Annotated in this window: 19 protein-coding genes and 2 pseudogenes; 4 read left to right on the forward strand and 17 right to left on the reverse strand. The window is 47.5% G+C overall.

Going from position 1 to position 21,893, the window contains the following annotated elements; all coding sequences use genetic code 11:
- Nucleotides 1–97: 97 nt before the first annotated feature.
- The 3 genes from ruvX to mtaB all read right to left on the reverse strand — a co-directional run bounded on the left by ruvX (nucleotide 98) and on the right by mtaB (nucleotide 2,289).
- Nucleotides 98–532, reverse strand: a complete 435-nt coding sequence (ruvX, locus tag A4V09_RS15265; protein ID WP_065544807.1) for a Holliday junction resolvase RuvX — start codon at nucleotides 530–532, stop codon at nucleotides 98–100.
- Nucleotides 533–534: 2 nt separating this feature from the next.
- Entirely contained in the window at nucleotides 535–807 is a 273-nt protein-coding gene (locus A4V09_RS15270) for an IreB family regulatory phosphoprotein (RefSeq protein WP_018596061.1), read from the reverse strand.
- 177 nt (nucleotides 808–984) lie between these two features.
- Nucleotides 985–2,289 carry a tRNA (N(6)-L-threonylcarbamoyladenosine(37)-C(2))-methylthiotransferase MtaB gene (gene mtaB / locus A4V09_RS15275; protein WP_065543110.1) on the reverse strand — a complete coding sequence of 435 codons (1,305 nt, stop codon included), beginning with the start codon at nucleotides 2,287–2,289 and terminating at the stop codon, nucleotides 985–987.
- A 163-nt stretch (nucleotides 2,290–2,452) separates the two neighbouring features.
- On the opposite strand from mtaB, the gene A4V09_RS15280 reads away from it, so the two are divergent.
- The gene (locus tag A4V09_RS15280) at nucleotides 2,453–2,689 is read left to right on the forward strand and encodes an HPr family phosphocarrier protein (RefSeq protein WP_018596059.1); all 237 of its coding nucleotides are present in this window, start codon (nucleotides 2,453–2,455) and stop codon (nucleotides 2,687–2,689) included.
- 196 nt (nucleotides 2,690–2,885) lie between these two features.
- On the opposite strand, the gene thiI is transcribed toward A4V09_RS15280, so the two are convergent.
- From thiI to A4V09_RS15325, 9 genes are all read right to left on the reverse strand, one after another.
- Nucleotides 2,886–4,064 carry a tRNA uracil 4-sulfurtransferase ThiI gene (gene thiI / locus A4V09_RS15285; protein ID WP_065543111.1) on the reverse strand — a complete coding sequence of 393 codons (1,179 nt, stop codon included), beginning with the start codon at nucleotides 4,062–4,064 and terminating at the stop codon, nucleotides 2,886–2,888.
- A gap of 19 nt (nucleotides 4,065–4,083) precedes the next feature.
- A complete protein-coding gene (locus tag A4V09_RS15290) occupies nucleotides 4,084–5,238 on the reverse strand; it encodes a cysteine desulfurase family protein (protein ID WP_065543112.1) in 1,155 nt (384 codons plus the stop codon).
- A 1-nt stretch (nucleotide 5,239) separates the two neighbouring features.
- A complete protein-coding gene (locus A4V09_RS15295; RefSeq protein ID WP_065543113.1) occupies nucleotides 5,240–5,977 on the reverse strand; it encodes a 16S rRNA (uracil(1498)-N(3))-methyltransferase in 738 nt (245 codons plus the stop codon).
- A 12-nt stretch (nucleotides 5,978–5,989) separates the two neighbouring features.
- Nucleotides 5,990–6,943: a 50S ribosomal protein L11 methyltransferase gene (prmA, locus tag A4V09_RS15300; protein WP_065543114.1), complete on the reverse strand. Its 954-nt coding sequence runs from the start codon at nucleotides 6,941–6,943 to the stop codon at nucleotides 5,990–5,992.
- A 70-nt stretch (nucleotides 6,944–7,013) separates the two neighbouring features.
- Nucleotides 7,014–7,931 carry an AEC family transporter gene (locus tag A4V09_RS15305; RefSeq protein WP_084043620.1) on the reverse strand — a complete coding sequence of 306 codons (918 nt, stop codon included), beginning with the start codon at nucleotides 7,929–7,931 and terminating at the stop codon, nucleotides 7,014–7,016.
- Between the two features lie 347 nt (nucleotides 7,932–8,278).
- The gene (locus A4V09_RS15310) at nucleotides 8,279–9,634 is read right to left on the reverse strand and encodes an APC family permease (protein ID WP_065543116.1); all 1,356 of its coding nucleotides are present in this window, start codon (nucleotides 9,632–9,634) and stop codon (nucleotides 8,279–8,281) included.
- A gap of 159 nt (nucleotides 9,635–9,793) precedes the next feature.
- Nucleotides 9,794–11,755, reverse strand: coding sequence for an oxidoreductase (locus A4V09_RS15315; protein ID WP_065543117.1), 1,962 nt, complete (start codon nucleotides 11,753–11,755; stop codon nucleotides 9,794–9,796).
- 433 nt (nucleotides 11,756–12,188) lie between these two features.
- A complete protein-coding gene (locus A4V09_RS15320) occupies nucleotides 12,189–13,217 on the reverse strand; it encodes a GntR family transcriptional regulator (protein WP_065543118.1) in 1,029 nt (342 codons plus the stop codon).
- Complete coding sequence (locus tag A4V09_RS15325) at nucleotides 13,214–14,212, reverse strand: GntR family transcriptional regulator (protein WP_065543119.1); 999 nt, start codon at nucleotides 14,210–14,212, stop codon at nucleotides 13,214–13,216. Before A4V09_RS15325 ends, A4V09_RS15320 begins: the two co-directional genes overlap by 4 nt.
- A gap of 234 nt (nucleotides 14,213–14,446) precedes the next feature.
- Between A4V09_RS15325 and A4V09_RS15330 the strand changes: the two are divergent.
- The 3 genes and pseudogenes from A4V09_RS15330 to A4V09_RS15345 all read left to right on the forward strand — a co-directional run.
- A pseudogene (locus tag A4V09_RS15330) lies at nucleotides 14,447–14,842 on the forward strand (ATP-binding cassette domain-containing protein); the annotation flags it as partial.
- 126 nt (nucleotides 14,843–14,968) lie between these two features.
- Nucleotides 14,969–15,676: pseudogene (locus A4V09_RS15340) on the forward strand (ABC transporter ATP-binding protein); the annotation flags it as partial.
- A 5-nt stretch (nucleotides 15,677–15,681) separates the two neighbouring features.
- Nucleotides 15,682–16,110: a MarR family winged helix-turn-helix transcriptional regulator gene (locus tag A4V09_RS15345; RefSeq protein WP_065543122.1), complete on the forward strand. Its 429-nt coding sequence runs from the start codon at nucleotides 15,682–15,684 to the stop codon at nucleotides 16,108–16,110.
- A 71-nt stretch (nucleotides 16,111–16,181) separates the two neighbouring features.
- Here the strand turns inward: A4V09_RS15345 and dnaJ are convergent, their stop codons facing one another.
- The 5 genes from dnaJ to A4V09_RS25490 form a co-directional block, all read right to left on the reverse strand.
- A complete protein-coding gene (dnaJ, locus tag A4V09_RS15350; RefSeq protein ID WP_065543123.1) occupies nucleotides 16,182–17,351 on the reverse strand; it encodes a molecular chaperone DnaJ in 1,170 nt (389 codons plus the stop codon).
- Between the two features lie 86 nt (nucleotides 17,352–17,437).
- Nucleotides 17,438–19,315 (reverse strand): molecular chaperone DnaK, encoded by a 1,878-nt coding sequence (gene dnaK, locus A4V09_RS15355; RefSeq protein WP_065543124.1) that lies wholly within the window; start codon nucleotides 19,313–19,315, stop codon nucleotides 17,438–17,440.
- Nucleotides 19,316–19,461: 146 nt separating this feature from the next.
- A complete protein-coding gene (gene grpE / locus A4V09_RS15360; protein WP_065543125.1) occupies nucleotides 19,462–20,136 on the reverse strand; it encodes a nucleotide exchange factor GrpE in 675 nt (224 codons plus the stop codon).
- Nucleotides 20,137–20,153: 17 nt separating this feature from the next.
- Complete coding sequence (gene hrcA, locus A4V09_RS15365; RefSeq protein WP_171287120.1) at nucleotides 20,154–21,191, reverse strand: heat-inducible transcriptional repressor HrcA; 1,038 nt, start codon at nucleotides 21,189–21,191, stop codon at nucleotides 20,154–20,156.
- A gap of 269 nt (nucleotides 21,192–21,460) precedes the next feature.
- Nucleotides 21,461–21,697, reverse strand: coding sequence for a hypothetical protein (locus A4V09_RS25490; protein ID WP_242963851.1), 237 nt, complete (start codon nucleotides 21,695–21,697; stop codon nucleotides 21,461–21,463).
- Nucleotides 21,698–21,893 lie beyond the last annotated feature (196 nt).

Consider the following 21,893-nt stretch of genomic DNA (forward strand, 5'->3'; position numbering starts at 1 on the left):
TTCTTCCTTTCTGTCGTTCTTTTTACGTGCATAAACACCCAAACCCGGAAACGAGCCTTCTTTCCCTCAATAATCCAAATACGGTATCAAGCTGAAATCAAACTGTACCCGGGTTTGCTTTTGCATCCAGATAGCCCTGCAAAATAAACACTGCAGCTATCATATCCACGTATTTACTTCTGTTCTCTCGCCGTACACCGCTTTCCATAAGTGTACGATTGGCCTCAACAGTAGTCAGCCTCTCATCCCACATGACCACGGGCAGACTGCACCTTCTCTCCAGCATTTCCTTCAGCTCCAGAGACTTCTGCGCCCGTTCTCCTATGGTATTATTCATGTTCTTGGGAAATCCAAGAACAATCTCTTCCACCTGATATTCGCTTATAAGCTCCTCTATCCGGCGAAGGGATTTTCTGAGTTTATTTTCATCTTCCCGACGGATAATTTCGATTCCCTGGGCAGTAAGACCCAGAGGGTCGCTGATCGCCACCCCTATTGTCTTAGAGCCATAGTCAAGTCCCATGATCCTCATCATCAGTCACGCTTCCAGGATTCGTTCTTGATATATTCCTTCAAAAGCTCCTCCACTAACTCATCACGCTCTACTTTCATGATGGTGCTTCTGGCACCTTTGTAGCTGGTGATATAAGTCGGGTCGCCGGACATAATGTATCCAACAATCTGGTTTACCGGATTATATCCTTTCTCCGCCATGGCATTGTACACCAGGTCCAGAACTTCCTTTACCCGGACTTCCGGTTCTGTCTTAACTTTGAAATACTGGGTATTTCCTAAATTATTCTCCATAATCTCTCACGCCCTTATCTAAACTTGTAACTATTCGGGTTACCGTCCGCTCCATAAATCATCACTTACTGATAAGCTATGGGCCATTGGGTAAAACAGCCAATGAGCACGCCCGCCGCCGGATAGTTCTCTAAACCATATCCTTATTCTAATATATCTTGAAGGGAAATTCAACCATTATATTGCGCAAATAAAAACGCCATCTTCGACAAATCCGCCAATTTTGCCAATTTTTATGCAATTCTCCAGTTTTTCTTTTGTCTCTGCCGCCACTTTTAAATACTCTCTGGTATGCCCGATCCAGTATGTTTTTCCATGGATCTCAGCTTTTTCCTCAAAGAGGATCTCCACTTCCCTGCCAAGATAAAATTCCATAAACTTCTGTTTCTGCTGTTTTCCCAGCTCGATCAGTATATGGCTTCTGGCTGCTTTTACCTGCTCCGGTATCTGTCCTTCCATCTTGTCGGCCCGGGTGCCTTCCCTTCTGGAATATTTGAAGATATGGGTCTCATAAAAGTCCGCGCTCTCTATCATGGCTCTGGATGCTTCGAAATCCTCCTCTGACTCCTGTGGAAATCCTACGATCACATCCGTGGTGAGAGCCGGATGTTCAAAATATTTCCGCAGTAGTGCACAGCCGTCCAGATATTCTTGTGCTGTATACCTTCTGTTCATGCGTTTTAAGGTGGCATCACAGCCGCTCTGCAGGGACAGGTGGAAATGAGGACATATTTTAGATAAGCTGCTTATAGTTTTGACAAATTCTTCCGTAATAATACGGGGTTCCAAAGATCCCAGGCGAATTCTTTTCACGCCTTCGATCTCATGGACAGACAGAATGAGCTGCAGAAGGGAATCCTCACAGTCCACGCCGTAGGAACTTAAATGGATGCCCGTAAGGACAAACTCCTGGTATCCGTTCTCCACCAGCCGCTTCACCTCGTCCACGATCTCCGGCCTTCTGCGGCTTCTCACCCGCCCTCTCACATAAGGGATAATGCAATAGCTGCAGAACTGGTTACATCCGTCCTGTACCTTCAGATAGGCTCTGGTGTGCTCCCCTGTGGAGGATAGCTGCAGATTCTCATATTCCACCGGATTTTTCAGGTCGATCAGTTCTTTGTCCTGGCCCTTTTCCCTGTCGTACTGCCTGAGCACTGTGAGTAAATCCTGCTTTTTGTTGTTGCCCAGCACAATGTCTATGGCCTCATCAATCTGTATCTCATCTTTTTTTGCCTGTACATAACAGCCCGCTGCCACCACTATGGCATCCGGGTTCATCTTCTTTGCCTTGTGGAGCATCTGTCTTGATTTGCGGTCAGCAATGTTTGTGACTGTACAGGTATTGATAATATATATGTCCGCTCCGGGCGCAAAAGGCACGGTCTCATACCCTGCCTGTTCCAGCATCTGCTGCATGGCCTCTAACTCGTATGCGTTGACTTTACAGCCCAGATTGTGCAATGCTACTTTCTTTTTCATCCTAATCCTCTTTATCATAAAATTCGTTAAGCGTTTTGACGAATAGTCGTCACATTCTTTGTATTTTATTTCTCCCTTTTTTATATTGACTTTTTTTGCCATAAACGGTAACATAAGTCTTGTAAGAAGCAAAAAACGGAATAGGTAAGGGAGGATTTTTCCAATGAAAACAGTAAAAATATCACTGAATTCTATCGACAAAGTAAAATCATTCGTGAATGAGATTACAAAATTTGATTATGATTTTGATTTAGTATCCGGAAGATACGTTATCGACGCTAAGTCCATCATGGGTATCTTCAGCTTAGATTTATCAAAAGCTATTGACTTGAACATCCATGCAGCTGATGGCGCTTTAGATGACATCTTAACTGTGTTAAAACCATATTTAGTAGACTGATCGAGATTCATTCCGACAAAGCAACAACCGGGACTGCCTGAGGGCAGTCCTTTTTTTCATTTCTAGGGAAAACCCTTTGGGACAGATGCCGGAATCCCATATAGGCAATCCCCAGGCAGCCACGCGCCAGACTGCGGTTTATGCAGTCTGTGTGCATGCTTTTGTTGCTATGAAGCCGAAAGGCTGAATAGTAACTTTATTCACAGATGATCGTCTCCGCTGTACCCACAGCTTCCTCCATCATCTCTTCTATCTTCTCCCGAAGCTTTTCCTCAGAGCGTTTGATCACTTTCAGGCTTGGCTTTGTAACAGGATGTTTGGCAACAAATATGGTACAGCAGTCCTCAAAAGGCAGGATAGATGTCTCGTAAGTGTTGATCTTCAGCGCCACATCCACGATCTCCTGCTTGTCAAAGCCGATGACCGGACGGAATACAGGCATGGTACATACCTCATTTGTAGCGGCAAGACTCTGCATGGTCTGGCTTGCCACCTGGCCGATACTCTCCCCTGTGATCAATCCCAGACAGCCGTCCTTCTTAGCAAATGCCTCCGCGATTTTCATCATATAACGGCGCATAATGATGGTCAGCTCCTCATGAGGGCATTTTTCATAAATATATAACTGAATATCCGTGAAATTGACCACATGCAGACGGATGGGACCGCTGTAGCGTGCCACCAGTTTGGCCAGATCCACTACCTTCTGTTTTGCACGCTCACTGGTGTACGGCGGTGCGTGGAAATACACAGCGTCAATACTAACCCCGCGCTTTGCGATCATGTATCCGGCAACCGGGCTGTCAATGCCGCCTGACAGAAGGAGCATTGCCTTTCCACCGGTTCCCACAGGCATTCCCCCCGGTCCCGGGATCACCTGGGAGTACAGATATATCTTATCCCTGATTTCCACATGGATAAACACATCCGGCTTGTGCACATCCACTTTCATGTTAGGGCACGCATCCAGGATGGCTCCGCCAAGCTCCGCGTTCAGCTCCATGGAATTCATGGGATAACTTTTCTTGGTTCTTCTCACATTCATTTTGAAAGTCATGTCTTTGCTGCCGTATACTTCTTTCGTATAGGAAACCACAGCCTTTGCAAGCTCATCATACCCCTCATCCTGCAATACAACGGCAGGACAGATGCCGTAAATACCAAACACACGCTTCAGCGCTTCCACAGTCTCCTCATAATCAAATTCACTGCGGGCAAATACATAGATCCTGCCTCTTTCCTTCACCACATCAAAGGATCCGTCCACACTTTTCAGCACACGGCGGATCTGGTCCACCAGGGCGTCCTCAAAGATGTACCGGTTTTTTCCTTTGATGGCTATCTCTGCATATTTTATTAAAAATGCTTTATACATAACTTATTCCTTTCCCTTATCAATGCCTTGCATACTTCCTAAGCACAGGCAGTACGGTTCTGATCTCCTCCAGTGTATGATCCAGTTCCTCTTTTGTGGTAAACTCACTGAGGCTGAAACGTATGGCGGACTCTCTGCGTTCCTTGTCCGCGGATATAGCAGTCAAAGTGGCGCTTGCAGCCCGCTTGTGGCTGGAACAGGCGCTTCCCGCGGACACATAGATACCTTTTTCCTCCAGAGTATGCAGAAGCACTTCACTCCGCACCCCCAGGAAGCTGGCGTTCACTATATGTGGCGCCCCGTCCTTGGGCGCAGGCCCGTTGATGACCACCCGCTCCATGGCAGACAGGTTTTCTGCCAGATATGATTTGAGTGCTCTCAGCTTTTCTATTTTTTCCTCATGATTTTCATATACCATGCGTGCCGCAGTTCCAAGTCCCGCGATCCCCGGCACATTATCTGTACCGGAACGCATACCCTTTTGCTGGCCGCCGCCCAGAATAAGGGGCCGGATCTTCACCTTTTCACTGACATATAAAAACCCTACGCCCTTTGGCCCGTGGATTTTATGGCTGCTCACAGAGAGCAGGTCGATCCCGGCGCGTTTGGGATAAATTCTGTATTTTCCATAGCCCTGTATGGCATCCACATGGTATACCGTCTTAGGATTCTTCTCATGCACCAGCTTTGCCACGGCCTCCACAGGCACTACGGCTCCCACTTCGTTATTCACATACATGGTGGATACCAGGATGGTATCCGGGCGGATGGCTGCCTCCAGCTCTTCCATGGAGAGATTCCCTTTCTCATCCACAGGGATCACGGTCAGATCGTACCCCTGTTCTTTCAGCCAGTCAAGAGGTGCCGAAACCGCTGCGTGCTCAAATGATGTGGTAATGATATGCTTACCCTGACGGCAGTTGGCAAGTGCTGTGCCCACCAAAGCCCAGTTGTCTGATTCTGTTCCTCCGGAAGTGAAGAAAATCTCCTTTTCCTGTACTTTCAAGGTTTTGGCTATGGCCGCTGCTGCTTCCTTCACATACTTTTCCGCCTCCACGCCCTTTAAATGCATAGCTGACGGGTTGCCGTAATCCTCTGTCATAGTCTTCACCACAATGTCCTTTACTTCATCAAAACATTTTGTGGTGGCTGAGTTGTCCAGATACGCTTCCATGTTATTCCTCCAATGCAAACATCAGGACAGAGAGAACTGTAAGTCCTGCTGTCTCTGTCCGCAGAATTCTTTTTCCCAGTGTGATGGCCTTTGCTCCCATTTCCACTGCCATACGCACCTCTTCCTCGTCAAACCCGCCCTCCGGTCCAATGAAAATACCGATAGACCCGCCCGGTTCTATCTGAGCAATGATCTCCTTAGTCTTTCTCATGCCTTCTGCCAGCTCATAGGGAAGAAGCACTATGTCCAGCTCCTTTGCCTGTTCTATCGCCTGGCTAAAACGCATGACAGGTTTTACCTCGGGCACATACATGCGTTTTGACTGCTTCGCCGCGCTGCCTGCAATGGCCTGCCAGCGGCGGATCTTGTTCTCTTCTTTTTTGCCTTCCAGCTTTACCACAGCACGCCTGGTCGCCACGGGAATGACTTCATGCACGCCGAGTTCCACAGCTTTCTGGATGATCAGTTCCATCTTATCACCTTTTGGAAGTCCCTGAAACAGATAAATTTGGGAAGGCAGCTCATACCCTGCCTCCTGCACATACATCACGTGTGCCAGGACTTCCTCTGCCCCCATCTCCTCAATGTAACAGGCATACTCCAGATCATCACCGGAGCTTATGAGGATTTCCTCACCTGTTTTCATGCGGAGCACATTTTTTATATGGTTCACATCACTGCCCAGAATATGGATGGTATGCTCCTCCACCTGGGAAGGCTCTACGAAAAAACGGTACATGGATCACGCTCCTTAATTCTTTCTGGCGGTCACAGACACCCATTCGCCCTGATAGGTCACCTCCAGGACCTCAAGGCCGGCATCCTTCACTGCCTTCACCACAGTTTCTTCCTTATTATCAATGATTCCAGATGTGATATAAATGCCGCCCTTTTTCATCTGGTTCAGAATGACCGGAGTGAGGGGTACCAGCACATCAGCCAGAATATTGGCAGCCACAATATCGTATTTTTCATACCCCACCTTGTCCTGGACGGTTTTGTCATCAATGATGTTTCCGATCATCATGTCAAAGCTCTCAGGCGGAATATCATTTACTTCCTTATTTTCCTCCACCGCGGGAACTGCACAGGGATCCAAATCTGTCCCCACAGCGTGCTTCGCTCCCAGTTTCAGGGCTACGATGGAAAGGATGCCGCTTCCGGTGCCCACATCCAGAAGTTCTGTCTCGGGGGTCACATATTTCTTGAGCTGACGGATGCAGAGCTGTGTGGTCTCATGCATCCCTGTGCCAAATGCAGTGCCCGGATCAATATGGATGATCATGCGGTCTTTGTCCTCATCCTTCACCTCTTCCCAGGAAGGAATGATCAGGATATCATCCACATAGAACTGTTTGAAATACTGTTTCCAGTTGTTGATCCAGTCTTTGTCCTCTGTCTGGGAGGTGGTTATGGTTCCCTCACCGATATCCACAAAATTGCGAAGATCCAAAAGCTCGGCTTCCACTTTTTGCAGCATTTCCTCCACGTTTTCATCCTCATCCAGATAGAAGTTCAGATAGGCCACCCCGTCATCCTCCGGCATATCCGGCAGGATGTCCACAAACATCTGTTTTTTATCCTCCTCAGTCAAAGGCTGTTTATCCTCTATCTCCGCACCCTGAATACCCATATCCGCCAGTGTGGATATAATAATGTCCTCCGCGTCGGTTCTTGTTTTCAGTGTGAATTTATTCCATTTCATATATCACATTCTCCTTTCCGGCTGCCTCTGCAGTCCGTGAAATCAAACTTCTGTAAACAGTTCCACCTGTCTATACAAATAAAAACACCAGGGAGATCGTGGCTGCCGAAAGTACGGTAGACAAAATGATCCCCTCGGAAATAGTTGTTGTCTCTTTCCCATACTGCTCTGCCATCATCATGGGCATGTTCGCCACCGGCAGAGACATCATAAGTACAATGGAAGCCCTCATAATATAATCCGGCAGAAACGGTTTTAACAGCAGGGCCAGGGCTATAGGCACTGCAATAAAACGGATGGCAGTAAAAAGCAGAAGCCTTTTGTTTTTAAACACACTGCCCAGATTCATTCCCACCAGAGACATACCGATCACAAGCAGGGACAAAAGGGTGCAGGCATTGCCGCAGTAATTTACCAGTGACTGCAGATCCGCCGGGATTTTTATATTGAACCAATAAATAATAAATGCAAGGATGCAGGCAATAAATCCGGGGCTGAAGATATCGGTCCAGGACTGCTCCACCCCTTCCACACCTTTTTTCACAAGCATGATCCCGAAGGTGAAGATCACCACATTGAACAGAAAGTTAAAGACGATCACATACACCATGGATTTCGGCCCAAGCACCGCAGACGCCACCGGCAGTCCGATAAAACCCAGATTGCCGAATACGGTCATCAGAATGTATGCCTCTCTGCGGGAAACAGGCACCCGCAGGATTTTTGTCAGAGCATATCCCAGTATTATGAGAAAGGCAAAGCAAAGAATGCCGATCAGGGCAACCAGGCCCACATTTTTTCTGGAGATGGAGGTCAGGTCGCTGAACATGCTGGAAATGATCAGAGCAGGGGAGCAGAGGTTTAATACCAGTGCTGACATGTCTTTGGATGCAGCGGAAGACAGGATGCGCCTTTTGTGCAGGAGAAAGCCTGCCATGATCAATGCGAATATTATTATCATCTGCTTCATAACTACAAGACCGCTCATTTTTTATACACTCTCCGCTTTTGTATTCAATATTCCTATTATATATAAAAAATTTGTGGATTGCAATGATAAATAGAGTTGGGTTTTAGAATCAAGGGGGGACGGAAACAGGGCAGGAAGGGGCCGGGGATGTATCTTTGCAGCCGCTCGACGTTCCAAAACCTGTGAACTGACCAATAACTGCGGATAAGACGGTCACCAGAGGGTTCCCGAAAATCAACTGCCATCCCATGCACTAGCAACGGGCGCCGCCAGGCGCACAAAAAACAGAGACATAATCCCATAAAAGATTATATCTCTGTTTCGATCACAGAAAGGAACTTGATCTCCGTCCCAAGCGGAGGTTCCTATGCCTCTTCGTAGCTGACTTCCATATGGACCTTGCCTGATCTTTTACGGAAATACGCATAGGCAAGACCGAAGATCAGTACCACTACATTGGCTACGAATTCCCATGGTTTCAGATCACTGAACAGAAGCAGTGTCTGTAAGATCAGGGAAATGCCTCCCACAACTGCCCAGAACAGCAGCATGCCGTTGCTTACATGGAACCTGGATTTTTTCCACACATCCGGAATCTTCTTGATCATGTTGTAAGAAGTAAATGCCAGTATGGCGAAGAATACATTATTCAAAATAACTGCCATGTTGCCGATGGTGGAGATTGGAACATTGAACAGGATAACGATCACGCATTCCACATAGAACATGGTCAGGATGACGGTAGGGGTTTTGTATTTCTTGTGGATGGTGGCAACCTTAGGCGGGAACCATCCGTCAACTGCTGCCTGCAGGATTGGCTTTGTAACCCAGCCGAGAGCAGAGTTCAGTGTTGTGGACAGGGCGAACATAGCACCGCCGACAATAAAAAACACATGCAGCGGATACGGCAGAACTTCCGCGGATACCAGTGTCAGCGGCTGATTGGCAACTTCCGCAACCGGAAGAACACCGGACGCGACCACTACCAGGCCCGCATAGAAAACAGCGATGATACAGGTAGCCACAATAATAACAAACGGTACATCCTTGGTGGGGTTCTTACACTCCGCACCCAGATGGATCACAACGTTTGCACCGCCCACTGCCCAGGTAAAGAGCGCGCCTGCCGACAGCATGGACTTCACACCGTGAGTCATAAATTCGGGCTGTTTAAAGTAATCTGCGGTTACATGGGGTAATCCAAATACGATAAATGCTGTAAGTGCCAGGATCATGATCAGCATCATAGCATTCTGTAGTTTGGCTGCCCCCTCAATCCCCATCAGGTTTGTCACATAGAAGACGGTCAACACAATAAGCGCGATAAGCTGGCGCACAAAACCATTAGCGGCCAGGGCCGGAATCAGGCCCAGCATGTAATCCGCAAAACTCAAAGCGTACATTGCCAGCGCTGTCCAGGACAGGATATGGACAATAACGAAAAATCCCGCACTGACATCATTGCCGAGAAGTGCAAGCTGTGTATAAAAACCACCTCTCAGACGAACGGTACCGGCTACAAATATCAATGGAATATTGGTGAAAATTGTGAAAATGGCGGCAATCAGCATGGAAACGCTGGCTGATCTTCCTGTCATGGCAATACCAATCCCTACCATGGCGAAGATACCGGAACCGATCGTCTGGCCAATACCAATGGACAACAGTTCTTTTCTGCCTAAAACTCTCTTTAGTTCTTTGGTTGAAGCAACTTCAGACATATATTCCCTCCTCTTTTACACATTAATATTATATATAGACACAACTGCATCTTACTAAATCAGACAGATGCAAAACTCCCTTATGTACCGCCCTTCCGGGAAGCTTTACGCTCCCCGGGGGCCGTGCATTAGAAAAGAGGTTATGTCTATGTCCTGCCGTTACGCGTTTTTCCCTGCAAAATATCCGCCGCTTACTGCCTGCAGAATCTTGCCCGGTTTGATACAGTCACCTACGGTAATGAATTCAGCATCGTTGGTGCGGAGTTTCTCCACCTCGTCGATTTTAGATCTCATACCCACAGACAACAATACCGTGTCTGCCGGATAGATAACTTCTTTGCCGTCTTTGTCTTTTGCATGTACTCCGTCATCCTCAATGGAGGTAACGGTAACTTCTGTATATGGATGTAAATTCTCTGTGCGTTTCTCGTATTCCAGCATCATGGCTTTCAGATGCAGGATCGGTGCATCAGGCGCCAGTTTTTCCTGCATTTCCAGAACCGTAACATCTTTTCCTTCCATAGCAAGAGCCAGGCCTTCCTCACATCCCACAAGGCCGCCGCCGATCACTACTACCTTTTCTCCGAATTCCAGACCCGGATCGCGAAGCTGGGTAACTTTTACCACATTTTCTCTGTCAACTCCCGGAATTCTGGGGATAATAGGTTCTGCACCCACTGCGCACACCACGGTATCCGGTGCGATTTCCTGAATCAGTTCCGGTGTGGCAGTTGTATTTAAACGTACCTGGATGGCTTTTCTCTCCACCATGCGGATCAAATACTGCATATATTTACCAAGGTCTTCTTTGAAAGAAACATCATGAACAGCCACATTGAGCATACCGCCCAGACGGTCCGCTTTTTCGATCAAAATGACCTCGTGTCCCTGCTCCTCAGCCTTCAGAGCTGCCTGCATTCCACCAGGGCCTCCGCCGATCACCAATACTTTCTTAGGCAGCGGTTTTGGCTGATACATGCCTTCTTTTAAGTCGCGTCCCACTTCCGGATTCACCACACACTGGGAAATACCGGAGCACATATCTACATAAGGAACAAAGTCCAGGGACAGACAGTGATTACATCTCACACAGGGGCGTACTTCGTCGAAGCGTCCCGCTTTTGCCTTGTTGGGGAATTCCGGGTCTGCCAGTATCTGGCGGCCCACATAGATCACATCTGCCTTGCCCGATGCGATAATATCTTCCATCTCTGCCGGATCGGACAGGGAACCTACGGTTGCGATCGGTGTCTTCACATGTTTCTTGATGGCCTCCGCCAGGTATACATTGACACCGTGAGGCAGGAATGCTGACGGGAACATACGGCATCCGGAGTTCACATCGCGGAAGGAAGTAGCGGATACATGGATCAAATCCACTTTTCCGTCCAGCATCTTGGCGAATTCAATAGCATCATCAATGCCGTAACCGCCTTCCATGAATTCATCACCTGAGATGCGGATCTCAATGGGGAAGTTGGGTCCTACTGCTTTTCGGATACGGTCAATGACCATAAGCGGGAATCTGGCACGGTTTTCAATGGAACCGCCGTATTTGTCTGTTCTTGTATTGTACAGCGGAGATAAGAATTCGCTGAGCAGCCATCCGTGGCCGCCGTGAACCATAACCATATCAAATCCGCCGAATTTAGCTACATAAGCACCGTGTGCAAAGGCATCTGCGATCTCGTTCATGATGTCTTCATCCATAGGTGTTACATCCACGCCGTATACACCGGGCTGTGCACTTGGCCCATAGATGATCCCGTTGGTATACTGAGGATGGGCACGGGCACCGCTATGTAAGATCTCGATATTGGCCAGTGCGTTGTGCTGATGGATCCTGTCTGTGAGCTGCAGGTGTGAGGGCATAAATCCCTCATTGTCCAAGTTACAGAGATTGCCGTGAGCACTTCCTGTGTGGGCATGGACCAGGGTCTCACCTCTTGTGACAATGGCAGCACCGCCTTTTGCGCGGTTCTCAAAAGCTGCCAGGTTCTGCTCGGATAAGAATCCTGATGTGTTAGGTTCCGATCCCATAGGAGCAGTTGCGATACGGTTTTTCAGGGTTACGTTTCCGATGCGTAACGGGCTGAATAAATGTGGATAGTTAGTTGACATAATAGCACCTCATTTCTCTTAATTGGTATACATTAAATATTTTCATACGTGTCAACCTTTCCGATTGGCTTATACTGATACTAGCATAAACCCGGTGGTTAATCAATATATTTTTATTTTTTCAGCATTAAAGTTAATTTTTCAGCTATATTTTTGTATATATTCCACAACATCTTATATCTCCGTTCTTAAATTAATATACTCCAATTTATTTTTCAATATATACCAAATACACGTCACGCTATTAAACTATACCAGATTCTTTTTCCAGAAGTATTTCGTCTTACAACATATATATTCTGCAATTTATAAAAAAGAAGACTTGCCCGTGAAAGAAAAGAAGAGCTGTGCACCAATATTGGGTGCAGCAGCTCTTAAATTGGCACAGCCCGGAGGCAGCATGTTCTTAGTCACTGCCCCGTCCTTTATCATGTTATACCGTTTTCCTCCCCTCATCCATGCGGGATTCTCCTGTCCCTTCCTCCAGCCACCTTTTAAAAACCAGCCCCCGCAGATGGAACAAAGACCCCTGGTCCGCATATTGATGAAAAGGAAAACTACAGATTTCCTTCTTCTCACACAGAAGCTGTATCTCTCCTATCAGTCCGTCCCTGTAGGAAGGATTCTGTGGCAGGATAACAGCCTGATATCTGTTGGTATTGCGTTCCAGCTCGTATATGCTGCTTTTAATGGGAATATACGCGTAAGGGCTGACCACTCCGAATTCCTTTAAAAAGCATTCCACGCTGAAGCGGTACCATTCGCTGCCGTAAATGACGGCAATGGGCTTCTCCCCCCGTAATTTGGCAATGTTGCTGATGGTCTCATTGGATACTGAGAGGACCACCTTCTCCACAGGTATCTCGTCTCCGCCTTCCACCACATGCTTCACAGTTGCCCAGACCTCATCGTGATGATTGATGGTGGTTGCGAACAGATCATATTTTTCCCTGTTTAATATCTTGGGATTTTCCCTGATCTCATCTATGAGATACGCATCCGCGCGTACATTACAGAACTTTGCGATTTCCTCAGCCGTATCCTGCAAAAACTCCTCGCTGCAATCTATCCATGCAAGTTTCAGGCGTTCCCTGTCAGGGACGCGCTGCCAGGCACTTTCCATGAACATGCGCTCGATCTCTCTTCGTCCTTTGCCCATAGAGGCCAGTTTATCTATGGCTTCATCAATAATGCCGCATATTTTTTTGTCTATATCTGCCCTGCGGCTGGTATCCACATAGGTTCCGCTCCCTTTTTTCGTGGCAGCATAGCCTTCCCTGCACAGCTCTTCATAGGCCTGTTTCACTGTGTTTCGGGCTACATGCAGATTCTCACTGAGCTTCCGCTCCGGCATAAGACGCTCCCCTTCTTTCAGGGTCCCGTCCTCAATCTCTGCCATTAATTTTTGTGCGATCTGCAGATACACGGGCACTTTCCCATTATCCTCCGGTGTCCGGTTCATATTTCCCCATTCTCCTTCTGTCTGTCCATCTTCTCTGCCACTTCCACCATGTGCATCCAGGACCCCTGGTCAATCTCATATTCCATGGGAATGATCCTGCACTTACTCTTTCTGGCCCTGGCTACAACCTGCAGCGTCCACGCGCTTGCATATTCTATGTAGTCGGGCGGAATGATCAGGGGCAAGCCCTGACGGCAGTATTTGTCAATAGCTTCATTCATCTCTTCCTCGCCGGAACAAATCTGCTGGTTGGTTTTTCCCAGAAAATGCAGGGTTCTCTGAACGTTCTTTAAAAATGCAGCACTTCTGTACAAGATACATATGGGTTCTCCCTCCGGTATGGTAGCCAGACGTGCTATGGTTTCCCTGCTCTCCACCAGCGCGAAGGTTTCCGTGGGAATCCTGATGGCATCCGCATACCCTATAAATTCCTGGTAGTGGCTCTGGGAGATAAAAGCCAGGTTACATCTGGAACTGATCACTCTGTTTCCGGAAAGCAGGTCCTCCAGCACATACGTCTCCACCGACAGATTGGGAATGGACTCCACCACCGGGGCGATGGAGTGCAGGGTTTCGATATTACATTCCACCAATGCCGCGCAGATCTTCTGTTTTTCCTGAAAACGGCTGACCAGTTTCTGCTGTGCCAGAAGAAACAGTTTATTCATGGGAATACCGCTCTCCATCACTTTTGAAAACATCTCCTCCACAATAGCGGCAGGATTTTCCGCCTGTCCCTGCCCATGCTTCTGCAGCCTTTCCTGTACATAAGCGCCTCCGCCCCGAACCTTCTGCACAACCCCCCTGTCCTGCAGCCAGGTGTACGCCTTTTTCACCGTGCCCACCGATAATCCGGTCTCCTCTGCCATTCTGACTTCCGAGAGAAGCCGTTCACCCGCAGCCAGGATCCCCTCTTCCACCTGCTGTTCTACCTGCCTGGCAAGCTGAAGATACAGCGGTACGGCACTATTTTTATCTATCTCTATCTTCTCCATTTCAACAACCTTAAACTTCCTTTTATCTGTAATAAATTTATTGTATCATATCCTGCCAAGTAAAAAAAGAGTTCTTGACATTATCATAGTGCGGAGCATACAATTGTTGTATATACAATAATTGGAGGTGCAATAAATAATGCTGAGACGCTTGTTTTCCTATATGCATCAGTACAAGAAGTTCGCAGTCCTTGCTGTTTTCTGTGTTGCCGCGGAATCTGTTTTTGAATTGATCGTTCCCTCTGCGTGGACGAATTTGTGGAACGCCTTTCGGACGGATTTGAAACAGAGATGGGGCAGGGAGGCGTGAATGTTTCCGGAGGGCAGAAACAGCGGATCTGCATAGCCCGGGCATTGCTGAAAAAGCCCAGGGTACTGATCCTGGATGATTCAACCAGCGCAGTGGACACTGCCACGGAAGGGATCATCCGGCAGCGGATGCAGGAATTCCTTCCTGATATGACCAGGATCATCATTGCCCAGAGAATATCTTCCGTAAAACATGCAGACCAGATCATCATTCTGGATGACGGCCGTATCCGTGATATAGGAACTCACCGTGACCTTCTGCAGCGCAGTGAGATTTACAGACAGATATACGAATCCCAAAAGGAAGGAGCTGATCTGTAATGGCAAAATTTGTAGGATATAAAAGACCAAAAAACACCAGGAAGACATTGCTGAACCTCTTTCATTATCTGGGGATGCATAAATGGCTGTTTGTCCTGGTGGCCCTCCTGGTACTTATAAGCACCTGTTATATTCGGATATGGCCAGGAAAAAATAATTTTAAACAATATCTCCCTGTACGCAAAACCGGGACAGAAAATTGCCTTTGTGGGCTCCATCGGCGCAGGTAAAACAACTATCATCAACCTTATCAACCGTTTCTATGAGATCCGGTCAGGAGTGGTCACCTACGACGGCATTGATATCAAGAGAATCAGAAAGGATGACTTAAGACGTTCCCTTTCAATGGTCATCCAGGATACCCATTTATTCACAGGAACCATTGCGGAGAACATCCGGTACGGGAAACTGGACGCAGACAACAGGGAAATCCGGGAAGCGGCTGTGATCGCCAACGCAGATTCTTTCATCAGGCGGCTCCCTGAGGGATATGACACTATGCTTTACGGTGACGGGAGCAACTTATCCCAGGGACAGCGGCAGCTTCTGGCTATTGCAAGGGCCGCCATCGCTAAGCCTCCGGTATTAATCCTGGATGAGGCTACCAGTTCCATTGATACCCGGACAGAACGGCTTATAGAAAGAGGAATGGACGCGATCATGGAGGGCAGGACCGTATTTGTCATCGCGCACAGGTTGTCCACCGTGCGCAATGCCAAGGCCATCCTGGTACTGGAAAAAGGTGAAATCATTGAGAGGGGCAGCCACGATGAACTGCTTGAGCAAAAGGGGCGCTATTATCAACTGTATACAGGACAATTTGAATTGGAGTGATGGAAATGGAAAAAAGTAAAATCAGGGAAATACTGCACAGTATGGACATAGAACGCAGAAAAATAGTAAGGCCAAAATTCCAGGAGCTGGGCCTCACTGTGGGCGAAGGGCAGGCCAAGATCCTGAAATGCCTCCTGGAGCAGGGAAGCATGACACAGCGCGAGCTCGCGGACAGGTGTCTGCTGGATGTGACAACCATGTCCAGAACCCTGGACAAATTACAGGGGGCTGGATATCTGTTAAGAACAGTCAACCCCTCCTGCAGAAGATCCTTCCTGATCTGTATTACGGAAAAAGGAAAAGAAAAGGCTGCCAGTGTGCAAAAAATATTTTCGGATCTGGATGAACAGATATGGCAGGGCATATCAGAAGATGAAATGGAAGTGCTGTATCATACTCTGCAGAAAATCACGAAAAATTTAAAAAATGATTGAAGCGTTCAAAAGTCATAGCATATTTACCACAAAAACAAGGCGCCGTGGAAGTTCTCCACAGCGCCTTGTTTTTATGAATCCTCAAACGTCTCTTTCAGTTTGTCCATAAATCCTTTTTTCTTTTTCTCTGTGCTGCCGGACGGACGGTTGCCGCAGGCCTCATCGAATTTTCTGAGCGCTTCCTTGGCATCCTCATTCAGCTTGGTCGGTACCTGAACCACCAGTGTCACATAGTGGTCGCCGCGCACGCTCTTATTTCTCAGAGAAGGCACACCTTTGCCTTTCAGACGCACCTTAGTGTCCGTCTGGGTTCCGGGCTTCACGTCATACATCACGTCCCCGTCCACTGTGCTGATGCGCACCTCGCCTCCCAGAGCTGCCTGGGCAAATGTAATGGGAGCTGTAGAAAATATGTTCATATCCTGTCTCTGGAAAATCGGATGGCGGGCTACCACAACTTCCACCAGCAGATCTCCTCTTGGTCCGCCATTGGTACCCGGTTCGCCTTTATCCCTGATACGGATACTCTGTCCGTTGTCAATGCCTGCGGGTACTGATACCTGGATCTTCTTTCTCTGGTTCACATATCCGGTTCCGCGGCAGTCCGGGCATTTGTCCTTGATCACCTTACCGGTTCCGTGGCACTCCGGACAGGTCTGTACATTTCTCACCATACCAAACATGGACTGCTGGGTGTATACCACCTGGCCTTCCCCATGACATTTCGGACAGGTTTCCGGGGAAGTTCCCGGCTTTGCGCCTGTTCCGTGACATGTATTACAGTTTTCCTTCAGGTTCAGATCCAGCTCTTTTTCACAGCCGAACACTGCTTCCTCAAAAGTAATGCGCACAGATGCCCTCACATTGGCACCTTTCATAGGACCGTTGTTGGCCCTTCTTCTTCCGCCGCCGCCGAATAAATCGCCGAAAATATCGCCGAAAATATCACCCATATCGGCACCGTCAAATCCGCCGAAGCCTCCAAAGCCTCCTGCTCCGCCGGCACCGCCGTTTTCAAAGGCCGCATGGCCGAACTGGTCATACTGTCTTCTCTTATCCGGGTCACTCAAAACGCCGTAGGCTTCTGTAGCCTCCTTGAATTTTTTCTCCGCTTCTTTGTCTCCGGGGTTTACATCAGGATGGTACTTCTTTGCCAGCTTACGGTATGCGCTTTTGATCGTGGCGTCGTCAGCGCCTTTGTCCACGCCTAAGACTTCATAGTAATCTCTTTTATCTGCCATTGGTCTTATCCCTTTCTAAACATACAGTCAGGCATGGAGTGCTGTAACACCCCATGCCATCCAAGTCATTTACTGACAAAGCTATTTTATACTTCTCTGTAGTCTCCGTCAACCACATCATCACCGTATGCTTCATTTCCTCCCTGAGTACCAGCGCCTGCGTCCGGACCCGGACCTGCCTGTGCTCCCTGGGAAGCCTGTGCCTGCTCATACATTTTAGCGAAGAGTTTCTGTGCGCTCTCCATCAATTTGTCTTTGCCGGCTTTGATGTCAGCAACCTGAGCATCTGTGATCTCGTCTGTGTTTGCACAGCTGTTTAACAGTTCTTTTAATGCGTTCAGATCTGCTTCCACTGCAGTCTTGTCATTGGCATCCAGCTTGTCGCCTGCTTCTTCCAGAGCTTTTTCTGTCTGGAATACCATAGCGTCAGCGTCGTTCTTGGTGTCTACAGCCTCTTTTCTCTTCTTATCCTGAGCTTCATACTCAGAAGCTTCTCTTACTGCTTTATCAATATCTTCATCGGACATATTGGAGCCTGCAGTGATGGTAATGTGCTGTTCTTTTCCTGTTCCCAGGTCTTTTGCAGATACGTTTACAATACCATTGGCATCAATATCAAAGGTAACCTCGATCTGCGGAACACCTCTTCTTGCAGGCGGAATTCCATCCAGACGGAACTGTCCGAGGGATTTGTTGTCTCTTGCAAACTGTCTCTCACCCTGTACCACGTTGATATCCACTGCTGTCTGGTTATCAGCCGCTGTGGAGAAGATCTGGCTCTTCTTGGTAGGAATGGTTGTATTTCTTTCGATCAGTTTTGTAGCGATACCGCCCATGGTCTCAATGGACAGGGACAGCGGAGTAACATCCAGAAGAAGGATATCACCTGCGCCTGCATCGCCTGCCAGCTTACCACCCTGTACGGAAGCACCCAGAGCTACACACTCATCCGGATTCAGGGTCTTGCTCGGCTCTTTGCCTGTGAGCTGTTTTACTTTATCCTGTACAGCCGGGATACGTGTGGAACCGCCTACTAACAGTACCTGGCCCAGTTCGGAAGAATTCAGGCCTGCATCAGACAGCGCACGGCGAACCGGCTCTGCGGTTCTCTCTACCAGGTCATGTGTCAGCTCATCGAATTTTGCTCTTGTCAGATTCATGTCAAAGTGCAGCGGTCCGTTGCTGTTCATGCTGATGAACGGCAGGTTGATGTTGGTTGTGGTTGCGGAGGAAAGTTCTTTTTTCGCTTTCTCTGCAGCTTCTTTGATTCTCTGCATTGCCATTTTATCTGCGGAAAGGTCTACACCTTCGGATTTCTTAAACTCAGCGATCATGTAATCTGCAACTTTCTGGTCAAAGTCATCACCGCCCAGACGGTTGTCACCTGCTGTGGATAATACTTCGATAACGCCGTCTCCAATCTCAATGATGGAAACATCGAAAGTACCGCCGCCCAGGTCGTATACCATGATCTTCTGCTCTTTCTCATTGTCCAGACCGTAAGCAAGGGCTGCTGCTGTAGGCTCGTTGATGATACGTTTTACTTCCAGGCCTGCGATTTTACCGGCATCTTTTGTTGCCTGACGCTGAGCATCGTTGAAGTAGGCCGGAACTGTGATAACTGCCTCTGTCACTTTCTCACCCAGGTAGTTTTCTGCATCGCTTTTCAGTTTTTGAAGGATCATTGCGGAAATTTCCTGCGGAGAATATTTTTTATCGTCAATGGTCACTCTGTAATCTGTTCCCATATGTCTCTTGATGGAAGAGATGGTTTTATCTGCATTGGTAACAGCCTGACGTTTTGCCGGCTCACCTACCAGTCTTTCTCCTGATTTTGTAAAAGCCACAACAGACGGTGTGGTTCTTGCGCCTTCTGCATTGGCGATCACTACCGGCTGTCCGCCTTCCATAACACCTACACAGCTGTTTGTTGTACCTAAGTCAATACCTATAATTTTACCCATGATAAATTCCTCCTGAATTTAAAATCAATTACTTTTTCTGTTCACAGCGGTTTTGCGCTCCGCCAAAGCGTCTCATCTATAAGATAAAATCCAACGGACTGTTCCGCCGGAGAATTTGAGTTGCGCCATAGGCGCATCTTCTAAAACTAATTGGCAACCTTTACCATGCTGTGTCTCACTACGTGGTCTTTGTAAAGATAGCCTTTCTGGAATTCTTCAACTACCTCATTCTCCCCGGCTTCTTCATCCTCCACATGCATGACTGCATTGTGGTAATCCGGATTGAATTCCTGTCCTACTGCTTCAATGGGCTTTACGCCGATTTCTTCAAAGACGGTCATCATCTGCTTGTAAATCTTTGTCATGCCGTCAGCAAAGGGACTTTCTTTTTCATTCTCCGGAACTGCTGCCAGACCTCTTTCAAAGTTGTCAACCACCGGAAGGATCTTTTCAATCACTTCACGCGCACCAATCTCATACATGGATGCTTTTTCCTTCTCCGTGCGCTTTCTGAAGTTGTCGAACTCTGCCATCTGGCGTTTCACCATATCGGTGAGTTCTTCTATCTTTTCATCTTTTTTATCTTTTTTCTTTTTACCAAACAGGCCTTTTTTCTCTGTTGACTTTCCTTTTCCCTGGTCAGCCTGCCCGTCTGTCTGCTCTTCTGTTTCCTCCGCAGACTGGTCAGCAGCCTCACCGGCCTCTTCACAGGTGGCCTCCTCTGCCAGAGCCTTGTCGTCTTCCTCTAATATTTCTTCTGCTTTCTCTTCAGAAGCCGCATCCGGCTGCATCTCTTCATATAATTCCTTTTCTTCTGACACGAATCCGTACCGCCTTTCTAGGTTTTCTTAAATATATTGTCCAACTGCGTCTTCAGCGTTTTTAAATTATCCACTACGTTCTCGTAATCCATACGCTTGGGGCCGATAATACCGATGGTGCCCTGCATCCCGCCTCCTAAATCGTATGTGGCTGTCACAACGCTGCAGTCTTTCATAGTCTTTACAGGGGTTTCATTTCCAATGTATACCTGAATGCCGGTATTTTCTTCGGAATTCATAGTATCTTTTACCAAATCTACCAGCTCCTGCTTTTCCTCAAAGGCGGAAATCAGTTCACTGGCCTTTGAGGTGTCCGCCAGCTCCGGATACTTGAAAATATTCGTGGTGCCGCTGGTATAAATCTCCACCTCATCATCATCCACCGCAATGGCATTGGCCACCGCGTCAATGACACTTCCCACAACAGCGCTGTGGATACCTGCCTGTTCTTTCATCTTGGTGATCATGCCCAGGTTGATCTCCTCAATGGTGAGACCATTTAACTGGGTATTGAGAAGCAGGTTCAGCTTCAATATTGTGTCATCATCCATAGGCTCCTGAAGGGTTATCATATGATTCTTAACAATATTTCCTTCAATCACCAAAACTGCCAGCAGCTGCATCTCAGCAACCCTGGAAAGCTGAATGAATTTTAATTTGTTTGTATGATAGGTCGGGCCTGTGATCATGGTTGCGTAGTTGGTGTTGGATGCCAGAACCTTCACCACCTGTTTGAGCACCTTTTCCATTTTATCGGTCCGCTCGATCATCATTTCCTTGATCTCCGAAACTTCCTCTTCCTTCTCACGCATCAGCTCATCCACATAGAGACGATAGCCTGTGTCTGAGGGAATCCGTCCTGCTGAAGTGTGGGGCTGTACAATATACCCCAGTTCCTCCAGGTCTGACATCTCGTTCCGGATGGTCGCAGAGCTGAGATTCAGGTCAGTGTATTTTGAAATCGTTCTCGAACCAACCGGTTCGCCGGTCTCCAGATACGTACGGATAATGGCTTTTAATATCTTTCGTTTCCGCTCATCCAGTTCACTGTCCATTATTATCTCCTTTCTGCTTCTGCATTGATAGGGCCGGATCTCTTTTCCGGTATTGTTAGCACTCGTTTGCATGGAGTGCTAACATCTATGTTCTAAAGATAGCACCAGCGTGTTTATTTGTCAAGGGCTTTATGTTTTTTTTAGAAAGTTTCAGAATCTGCATAATAAATAAAGTACAAACAGCAGACAAAAAACAGAGAGACTGTATATACTTAACAGCATTCCCTCTGTTTTGTCATAATATATCAGAAATTTTTGACGGTGGTCATTTATTTAATAGGTACAATGTAGCCATCATCCTCTGTGAGAAGCTGATCACCTTCCGGATAAGATTTTACAAACAGCAGACTTTTTTGTTCCGTATATCCTTGCATTTGTTGATCAGGATTCTGGTCATCCAGGTACGGAAATACCTTTCTTCCCTGAGCCGGTCTATTTTTTCCCAGCAGGTAGAATGGTTTCAGAGATGTCTCCCGCTCCTGCGCTTTTTTTATAAGATCATTCATATGAAGTTCCTTTCTTCCGCACGTACGTTTCCACATGTTTTTCATGTTTCTGCTTATTAGTCAGGAAGTTTGCCGGAAATGTTTCAAACTATTTAGATATTTTGTAAAACAGGAGGATTTTCATGATGTGCGCCCATTCCGCCCGACGGACTTTTCTATATAACAAAACAGCCGGCGTACCCTTTGAAACGATGCG

This window comes from Blautia pseudococcoides (assembly GCF_001689125.2).
Classification (GTDB): Bacteria; Bacillota; Clostridia; order Lachnospirales; family Lachnospiraceae; genus Blautia; species Blautia pseudococcoides.

What these genes read in the sequence shown, in the direction of transcription:
- A4V09_RS15345 (WP_065543122.1), top strand. Translation starts at nt 15,682, where the DNA reads ATGGAAAAAAGTAAAATCAGGGAAATACTGCACAGTATGGACATAGAA.
- A4V09_RS15320 (WP_065543118.1), bottom strand. Translation starts at nt 13,217, where the DNA reads ATGAACCGGACACCGGAGGATAATGGGAAAGTGCCCGTGTATCTGCAG.
- A4V09_RS15325 (WP_065543119.1), bottom strand. Translation starts at nt 14,212, where the DNA reads ATGGAGAAGATAGAGATAGATAAAAATAGTGCCGTACCGCTGTATCTT.
- prmA (WP_065543114.1), bottom strand. Translation starts at nt 6,943, where the DNA reads ATGAAATGGAATAAATTCACACTGAAAACAAGAACCGACGCGGAGGAC.
- A4V09_RS15270 (WP_018596061.1), bottom strand. Translation starts at nt 807, where the DNA reads ATGGAGAATAATTTAGGAAATACCCAGTATTTCAAAGTTAAGACAGAA.
- thiI (WP_065543111.1), bottom strand. Translation starts at nt 4,064, where the DNA reads ATGTATAAAGCATTTTTAATAAAATATGCAGAGATAGCCATCAAAGGA.
- dnaK (WP_065543124.1), bottom strand. Translation starts at nt 19,315, where the DNA reads ATGGGTAAAATTATAGGTATTGACTTAGGTACAACAAACAGCTGTGTA.
- ruvX (WP_065544807.1), bottom strand. Translation starts at nt 532, where the DNA reads ATGAGGATCATGGGACTTGACTATGGCTCTAAGACAATAGGGGTGGCG.
- A4V09_RS25490 (WP_242963851.1), bottom strand. Translation starts at nt 21,697, where the DNA reads ATGAATGATCTTATAAAAAAAGCGCAGGAGCGGGAGACATCTCTGAAA.
- A4V09_RS15305 (WP_084043620.1), bottom strand. Translation starts at nt 7,931, where the DNA reads ATGAGCGGTCTTGTAGTTATGAAGCAGATGATAATAATATTCGCATTG.
- dnaJ (WP_065543123.1), bottom strand. Translation starts at nt 17,351, where the DNA reads ATGGCAGATAAAAGAGATTACTATGAAGTCTTAGGCGTGGACAAAGGC.
- mtaB (WP_065543110.1), bottom strand. Translation starts at nt 2,289, where the DNA reads ATGAAAAAGAAAGTAGCATTGCACAATCTGGGCTGTAAAGTCAACGCA.
- A4V09_RS15310 (WP_065543116.1), bottom strand. Translation starts at nt 9,634, where the DNA reads ATGTCTGAAGTTGCTTCAACCAAAGAACTAAAGAGAGTTTTAGGCAGA.
- A4V09_RS15280 (WP_018596059.1), top strand. Translation starts at nt 2,453, where the DNA reads ATGAAAACAGTAAAAATATCACTGAATTCTATCGACAAAGTAAAATCA.
- A4V09_RS15290 (WP_065543112.1), bottom strand. Translation starts at nt 5,238, where the DNA reads ATGGAAGCGTATCTGGACAACTCAGCCACCACAAAATGTTTTGATGAA.
- A4V09_RS15315 (WP_065543117.1), bottom strand. Translation starts at nt 11,755, where the DNA reads ATGTCAACTAACTATCCACATTTATTCAGCCCGTTACGCATCGGAAAC.
- A4V09_RS15295 (WP_065543113.1), bottom strand. Translation starts at nt 5,977, where the DNA reads ATGTACCGTTTTTTCGTAGAGCCTTCCCAGGTGGAGGAGCATACCATC.
- hrcA (WP_171287120.1), bottom strand. Translation starts at nt 21,191, where the DNA reads ATGGACAGTGAACTGGATGAGCGGAAACGAAAGATATTAAAAGCCATT.